The sequence below is a fragment of the Halocynthiibacter sp. genome (genome assembly GCF_049608145.1).
Classification (GTDB): Bacteria; Pseudomonadota; Alphaproteobacteria; order Rhodobacterales; family Rhodobacteraceae; genus Halocynthiibacter.
This window is the reverse complement of sequence record NZ_JBMYXF010000072.1, coordinates 1-6,658: the sequence shown is the minus strand read 5'-3', so window position 1 is coordinate 6,658 and position 6,658 is coordinate 1. Positions and strand designations below refer to the sequence as shown.

Here is a 6,658-nt window from a genome sequence, read left to right as displayed (position 1 = left end):
CGCCAACCGCACCGGAAGGTGATTGGGATATCAACCTGATTGACTATAACATCCGTGCGGAACGCATGGGCTGGTTGCCGTCTGCACCACAGCTGAAAACCAACCCGCTTGAGGTGGCCAAAGCTGCGAAAGAAGCTGGCAAAGAGATCCCGGCTTATGTGGCAGAACAGCTGAAATCCGGCGATCTGGAAATGTCTTGCGAAGACCCAGATGCACCGGAAAACTGGCCACGTAACCTGTTTATCTGGCGCTCCAACCTGTTGGGGTCTTCTGGTAAAGGTCACGAATATTTCCTTAAGCACCTGCTGGGCACTGATCACGGTGTGTTGGGCAAGGATCTGGGCGAAGAAGGCGGCGCAATGCCGAAGGAAGCCAAATGGCACAAGGACGCCCCGAAAGGCAAACTTGACCTGCTGGTGACCATCGACTTCCGCATGTCCACCACTGCTGTGTATTCAGACATCGTTCTGCCGACCGCAAGTTGGTACGAAAAAGACGACCTGAACACATCAGACATGCACCCGTTCATCCACCCGCTTCAGGCGGCGGTTGATCCGGCGTATGAATCCAAATCTGACTGGGAAATCTTCAAATCCATCGCACAGAAATTCTCTGAGGTGGCACCGGAAATCCTGGGCGTTGAAACCGACATCGTGCAACTGCCAATCCTGCATGACACCCCTGCCGAAATCGCGCAGGATCAGGTGCTTGACTGGAAAAAAGGCGAATGTGATCTGATCCCAGGCAAAACCGCGCCGAACTATATCGCGGTGGAACGGGATTACCCGAACCTGGGCAAAAAATTCACATCCGTTGGTCCGCTGCTTGAGAAACTGGGCAACGGCGGCAAAGGCATCAACTGGAACACCGAAACAGAAGTGCACCACCTTGGTGATCTGAACGGTCGTGTTCTTGAGGAAGGCGTGTCCAAAGGTCAGCCAAAAATCGAAACCGCAATTGATGCGGCTGAGATGATCCTGATGCTTGCGCCAGAAACCAACGGTGAAGTTGCGGTGAAAGCTTGGAACGAACTGTCTAAGGCGACCGGTCGTGAACACGCCCACCTTGCGTTGCCGAAGGAAGACGAAAAGATCCGTTTCCGTGACATCGCGGTGCAGCCACGTAAGATTATCTCCTCCCCTACCTGGTCCGGGATTGAAAGCGAAGAGGTCTGCTACAACGCCGGTTACACCAACGTGCATGAGCTGATCCCATGGCGCACCCTGACTGGTCGTCAGCAGCTGTATCAGGATCATCTCTGGATGCGCGCATTTGGTGAAGGTTTTGTAGGCTGGCGTCCGCCAGTGGATTTGAAAACCATCAATGCTGATATTCAGGATGATGGCGACAATCTGATCCTTAACTTCATCACACCGCACCAGAAGTGGGGCATTCACTCTACTTACAGTGACAACCTGATGATGCTGACCCTGAACCGGGGTGGCCCTGTGGTCTGGATTTCGGAAACTGATGCGAAATCTGCGGGCATCGTCGATAACGACTGGGTTGAAGTTTACAACGCAAACGGTGCTTTGACAGCGCGTGCGGTTGTGTCCCAGCGTATGAAGGATGGTACGATCTTTATGTATCACGCCCAGGAAAAAATCGTAAACACACCGGGTTCTGAAAAGACCGGTCATCGCGGTGGCATCCACAACTCGGTCACACGGGCAACCGTGAAACCAACCCATATGATTGGCGGCTATGCGCACCAGTCCTATGGTTTCAACTACTACGGCACAGTTGGTTCCAACCGCGATGAATTCGTGGTTGTGCGTAAAATGCGCAAAGTCGACTGGCTTGATACCCCTGCAACCCAATCTCCGGAGGCAGCAGAATGAAGATCCGCGCACAAATTGGCATGGTGCTGAACCTTGATAAATGTATCGGGTGCCACACCTGTTCCGTGACCTGTAAGAACGTCTGGACCTCCCGCGAGGGGGTCGAGTACGCTTGGTTCAACAACGTCGAAAGCAAACCCGGCACTGGTTACCCCAAAGACTGGGAAAACCAGAAACGCTGGAATGGCGGCTGGGAGCGCACCAAATCCGGTAAGCTTCAGCCAAAGATGGGGTCGAAATGGCGGGTGCTGGCGAAACTGTTCGGCAACCCCGACCTGCCTGAAATCGACGATTACTATGAACCGTTTGATTTTGACTATGATCACCTGAAATCCGCGCCGGAAATGAACCATTATCCGACCGCTCGCCCGTTTTCCAAGATCACAGGCGAACGGATGGAAAAGATCGAAACCGGTCCGAACTGGGAAGAAATCCTGGGTGGTGAATTCGCGAAACGTGGCGAAGACTACAACTTCGAGGGCATCCAGAAAGAGATCTACGGCGAATATGAAAATACATTCATGATGTATTTGCCACGTCTCTGTGAACACTGTCTGAACCCCGCCTGTGCCGCCGCCTGCCCGTCAGGTGCGATCTACAAGCGTGAAGAAGACGGCATCGTTCTGATCGACCAGGAAAAATGCCGCGGCTGGCGCATGTGTGTGTCCGGCTGCCCCTACAAAAAGGTTTATTACAACTGGGAAAGCGGCAAGTCTGAGAAATGTACCTTCTGTTACCCACGCATTGAATCCGGTCAGCCAACTGTCTGTTCCGAAACCTGTGTGGGCCGTATCCGTTACCTGGGTGTGATGCTTTATGATCAGGATCGCATTGATGAAGCGGCCAACGTGAGTGATGAACAGGATCTGTATAAATCCCAGTGCGATATTTTCTTGGATCCGAATGATCCGGAAATCGCAGCAGAAGCCATCCGTCAGGGTGTGCCGCAGGAGTGGGTGAAATCTGCCCAGAACTCGCCTGTCTACAAAATGGCGATGGACTGGAAGATCGCCTTCCCGCTGCACCCGGAATACCGCACCCTGCCGATGGTCTGGTATATCCCGCCACTGTCCCCGATCCAGAACGCGGCAGAAGCCGGCGCAATTGGCATCGACAAGGAAATGCCGGATGTAAAATCCCTGCGTATCCCTGTGAAATACCTTGCCAACATGCTGACCGCCGGTGAAGAAGCCCCTGTGGTTTCCGCACTGGAACGGATGCTTGCGATGCGTGCCTATATGCGCAGCAAAACCGTTGATGGTGTAATTGATGCGGGCATTGCGGAACGTGTTGGCATGACCCCGGAACTGATCGAGGACATGTATCACATCATGGCGATCGCCAACTATGAGGATCGTTTTGTTGTGCCAACCGCACATCGCGAACAGGTTGAAGACGCCTATGACATCCGCAGCGGCTGTGGCTTTACCGATGGCAACGGTTGTTCCACCGGCACAAGCAAGGGCTCTATGTTTGGCGGCAAATCCAAAGACTTCCGCCTGCCAAACCCAATGCACACCGGACCACAGAACATGGGGGGAAAATGATGCTTATGCCATTAAAAGCCATCTCGGCGATTTTAAGCTACCCGTCTGAGGATCTTCAGGCGGCGGGCCCGGAACTGAAGGCAGCCCTTGCAGAGGGCAACCTTCTGACACCCAAACTGGTCGATCTTCTGTCGCGTCTTGTCGATGACATCGCAGGCATGGATATCTATGCGGCACAGGAACGTTATGTGGGGCTGTTTGACCGGTCCCGCACCCTGTCCCTGAACCTGTTTGAACATGTGCACGGCGAAAGCCGTGACCGTGGGCCTGCCATGGTGGATCTGATCGAAATGTATCGTGCCGGTGGGTTTGAACCCATCGCGTCCGAGCTGCCTGACCATTTGCCGGTGCTGCTGGAATTCCTCGCCTCTCGCCCCATGGCAGAGGTAAAGGATGTGATCGGTGACACGGCACACATTCTGGAAAACCTGCAAACCCGCCTGACCCGCCGCGAAAGCGGTTACGCCGCAGCCATGGCCGCCCTGCAACATATCGCAGGTGTCAAAGCCGACGCCGCCGCAGTTGAGGCGCTTTTAAGCGTGCCGGATGAAGACCCGGACGATCTCGAAGCGCTGGATCAGGTCTGGGAAGAAGCCCAGGTCACCTTTGGTCCCGATCCCGCCGCAGGGTGCCCACAGGTCCGCGATATGCTTGCGAACCTGGATCAGCCCGTCAATCAGCCAACCGATGGCAATCGCGCCACCGCAGCCGAATAAGGAGAATAGACATGCATGAATTTCTGTTCGGAACCTTCCCCTATATCGCGATCACCGTGATGATTGTGGGATCTATCGCCCGCTATGAACGCGACCCTTTCACCTGGAAATCATCGTCCTCGCAGTTGCTGCGCCGCAAGCAGCTGATCATCGGTTCCAGCCTGTTTCACGTCGGCGTTCTGGGCATTCTTGCCGGGCATTTCGTGGGCCTTTTGACCCCCATCGCGATCTTTGACGCGATCGGCGTATCCCACGGTGCAAAACAAATGCTGGCGGTTGTTGCTGGTGGCATCTTTGGCGTCATGGCACTTGTGGGGGGCGGCATGCTGTTTCACCGCCGCTGGACCGATCCGCGCATTCGCAAGACCAGTTCTTTCGCCGATATCGCGATCCTGGCTATGTTGCTCGCGCAGCTGATCCTGGGGCTTGGCACGATCTTCAGCTCTCTGGGTCATCTTGATGGTCATGAGATGGTAAAGTTCATGTCCTGGGCGCAAGGGATCATCTTCTTTGATGGGGCCGCTGCCAGCTATATCGCGGACGTTGCGCTTGTGTTTAAACTGCACATCCTGCTGGGTCTGACGATTTTCTTGGTCTTCCCGTTCACACGTCTTGTTCACATGCTGTCAGCCCCCGTACGGTATTTCGTACGCCCTGGCTATCAGATCGTGCGTTCGCGTCGTAAATCAAACTAACCCCCAGTGGAGTAACGAAAAATGGCAAAGCCCCTTTTCCCTGAGGTCACAGTAAATGGCCAGGTGATTGCGCAGGAAGACATCGCGCAAGAAGCTCAGAACCACCAAGCCCCCAAGGGAAAACCGGGCTGGGCCTGGCAGGCCGGGGCACGCGCCCTGGTCATCCGCCACCTGATCTTGGAAGAGGCCCGCAAAATGGGCCTCTCCCCCGCCCCAAGCGAGGTTGCGCCGGGCAAGTTCGAAACCGAAGACGAAGCCTTGGTGCGCCAGGTGCTGGAAATCCGCGTTGAACCCGAGGACGTGACCGAGGACGCCATTAAACGCGCCTTTGACACCCACGGCGATCAATTCCGCGCGCCATCACTGTATGAAGCTGCGCATATTCTGCTTGCCGTGCGTCCGGATGATCAATCCTCACACATGGAAGCGAAATTAAAGGCGTCTGAGATTCTGAAACTGGCGCTGGAAAACCCAAAACGATTTGACACGCTGGCGCGCGAAAACTCTGATTGTTCCAGCAAAGACAATGGCGGTGTCTTGGGGCAGCTTTCTTCGGGTGATACGGTTCCCGAATTTGACGCAGCCCTTGCCACGATCAAGCAAGGCGCTGTGCATCCGGAACTTGTGGAAACCCAGTTCGGCTTTCACATCATTCGCCTGGATGCCCGCGCCGAAGGGGCACCCCTGCCCTATGACAGTGTCAAACAAACCATAAGTGACGCGATGGAACGGGCCGCCTGGGCGCAGGCCGCCCAACGTTTCACAGCAGAGCTTGTCAACACAGCAGAAATCACCGGTGTGCGTTTCTCCGCCCCGGCTGAAAAGGCCCCGGCTGCCTAAACAGGTATCCCACATGGTGAAATCCGTGTTGACATTCCCCGTCCGGGGGAGAGAGTAACGACGACAACTCCGGACGGGGCCATAGCCCCCAAAACAATGAGGCCCGTGATGAAGATCGGCTATACTAAAATTTCCGGCCAGGGCGAACTTGACCTGCTGCTGGCTGGCGCTGCGGATAAACTGTCTGCCGCCGGTAAACGCTGCATGGGCATTGTGCAGATCAATTCCGACCGTGAAGACTGTCACCGGTGTGACATGGATGTGCAAGTCCTGTCAGGTGGTCCGAAAATCCGTATTTCTCAGGATCTTGGCAAAGAAAGCAAAGGCTGTCGCCTGAACCCCGAAGCCATGGCCGAAGCCATTGCTGGCGTCGAACAACGCATGACAGACGGATATGACGTTTTCTTGCTGAACAAATTCGGCAAACAAGAAGCCGAAGGCAAAGGCTTTCGTGAATTGCTGGGCGAAGCCGCCGCATCTGGCGCGGTTGTATTTGTCGGAACCAACGGGCTGAACGAGAGAGCCTTTATCGAATTCTCTGGTGGGGTGGCCGAATTTGTTGAACCAGATGAAAGAAAAATCATGGACTGGATCCAAACACCCGCAGAGTAACACCCGCCCCCGACCACCATATAACAAAGGCCGGAACGCAGTGTCCGGCCTTTGTTGTTTTCCTAGATACAGGCTCTGTCAGCTAACCTCAGCTTCGGACCGCTGCAGATCCCACATGCTGGCATAGCGCCCACCAAGGTTCAGCAGTTCTTCATGTGTCCCCCGCTCGCTCACCACGCCACCTTCCAGAACAATAATCTCATCCGCTTCAGCAACAGTAGACAGGCGGTGTGCAATTGTCAGAACCGTGCGTCCCTGCCCCATTTCAGACAAGCTGGCCTGAATGTTGCTTTCGGTTTCCGTATCCAGCGCAGATGTAGCCTCATCCAGCAACAGGATCGGCGGGTTTTTAAGGAGAGTACCCCAAAGCGTGGGGCAATTATGCTGCCATTTTCTGATCACCGTCT

6 protein-coding genes and 1 pseudogene are annotated in these 6,658 nt (G+C 54.9%); 6 read left to right on the top strand and 1 reads right to left on the bottom strand.

Features of this window, described 5'->3' with window-relative positions:
- The 6 genes from ACPGUT_RS14910 to ACPGUT_RS14885 all read left to right on the top strand — a co-directional run.
- On the top strand, window positions 1-1,841 hold a 1,841-nt coding region (locus ACPGUT_RS14910), incomplete at its 5' end, for a molybdopterin dinucleotide binding domain-containing protein (protein WP_423992712.1).
- Entirely contained in the window at window positions 1,838-3,388 is a 1,551-nt protein-coding gene (gene narH / locus ACPGUT_RS14905; protein ID WP_423992710.1) for a nitrate reductase subunit beta, read from the top strand. The genes ACPGUT_RS14910 and narH, both read left to right, overlap by 4 nt.
- Window positions 3,388-4,104, top strand: a complete 717-nt coding sequence (narJ, locus tag ACPGUT_RS14900; protein ID WP_423992708.1) for a nitrate reductase molybdenum cofactor assembly chaperone — start codon at window positions 3,388-3,390, stop codon at window positions 4,102-4,104. Before narH ends, narJ begins: the two co-directional genes overlap by 1 nt.
- 11 nt (window positions 4,105-4,115) lie before the next feature.
- Window positions 4,116-4,799, top strand: coding sequence for a respiratory nitrate reductase subunit gamma (gene narI, locus ACPGUT_RS14895; RefSeq protein WP_423992706.1), 684 nt, complete (start codon window positions 4,116-4,118; stop codon window positions 4,797-4,799).
- A gap of 21 nt (window positions 4,800-4,820) precedes the next feature.
- Window positions 4,821-5,639, top strand: a complete 819-nt coding sequence (locus ACPGUT_RS14890; protein ID WP_423992704.1) for a peptidylprolyl isomerase — start codon at window positions 4,821-4,823, stop codon at window positions 5,637-5,639.
- A gap of 108 nt (window positions 5,640-5,747) precedes the next feature.
- The gene (locus ACPGUT_RS14885) at window positions 5,748-6,251 is read left to right on the top strand and encodes a DUF2478 domain-containing protein (RefSeq protein WP_423992702.1); all 504 of its coding nucleotides are present in this window, start codon (window positions 5,748-5,750) and stop codon (window positions 6,249-6,251) included.
- A gap of 78 nt (window positions 6,252-6,329) precedes the next feature.
- On the opposite strand, the pseudogene ACPGUT_RS14880 reads toward ACPGUT_RS14885, so the two are convergent.
- Window positions 6,330-6,658, bottom strand: a pseudogene (locus tag ACPGUT_RS14880) (hypothetical protein); the annotation flags it as partial.

Excerpts from the sequence above, each read along its gene's own strand:
- narH (WP_423992710.1), top strand. The coding sequence starts at position 1,838 with ATGAAGATCCGCGCACAAATTGGCATGGTGCTGAACCTTGATAAATGT.
- narJ (WP_423992708.1), top strand. The coding sequence starts at position 3,388 with ATGCTTATGCCATTAAAAGCCATCTCGGCGATTTTAAGCTACCCGTCT.
- narI (WP_423992706.1), top strand. The coding sequence starts at position 4,116 with ATGCATGAATTTCTGTTCGGAACCTTCCCCTATATCGCGATCACCGTG.
- ACPGUT_RS14890 (WP_423992704.1), top strand. The coding sequence starts at position 4,821 with ATGGCAAAGCCCCTTTTCCCTGAGGTCACAGTAAATGGCCAGGTGATT.
- ACPGUT_RS14885 (WP_423992702.1), top strand. The coding sequence starts at position 5,748 with ATGAAGATCGGCTATACTAAAATTTCCGGCCAGGGCGAACTTGACCTG.